1 pseudogene is annotated in these 243 nt (G+C 32.5%); it reads right to left on the bottom strand.

Annotated features, from left to right (window positions below):
• Window positions 1-243: pseudogene (locus DPG01_RS18700) on the bottom strand (integrase); the annotation flags it as partial.

The following is a 243-nucleotide window of genomic DNA, read 5'->3' as shown; positions in this document are numbered from 1 at the left end:
CAATTCAGCCCCTCGCACTCCAGTATATAATTTAAACATCAGTGCTTTTTTAATAATCGGATGGGCATCCAATTTTTGTAATTTATACTTAAAATCAGATATATCCTCCGCTTTCAAATACGGATAATTTTTCTTGATTTTACTGTTAATGGCGATTTTATTTAAACCATGAGCGATGTTGAATTCACAATAACCCATCGCTACAGCGTAGTCATAAATTTGGTTCAAATAACTACAAGCTTT

The sequence above is a fragment of the Acinetobacter sp. WCHAc060042 genome, assembly GCF_003231195.1.
Lineage (GTDB): Bacteria > Pseudomonadota > Gammaproteobacteria > Pseudomonadales > Moraxellaceae > Acinetobacter.
The sequence above is the reverse complement of the archived record's forward strand: the minus strand, read 5'-3'. Positions and strand labels throughout refer to the sequence as shown.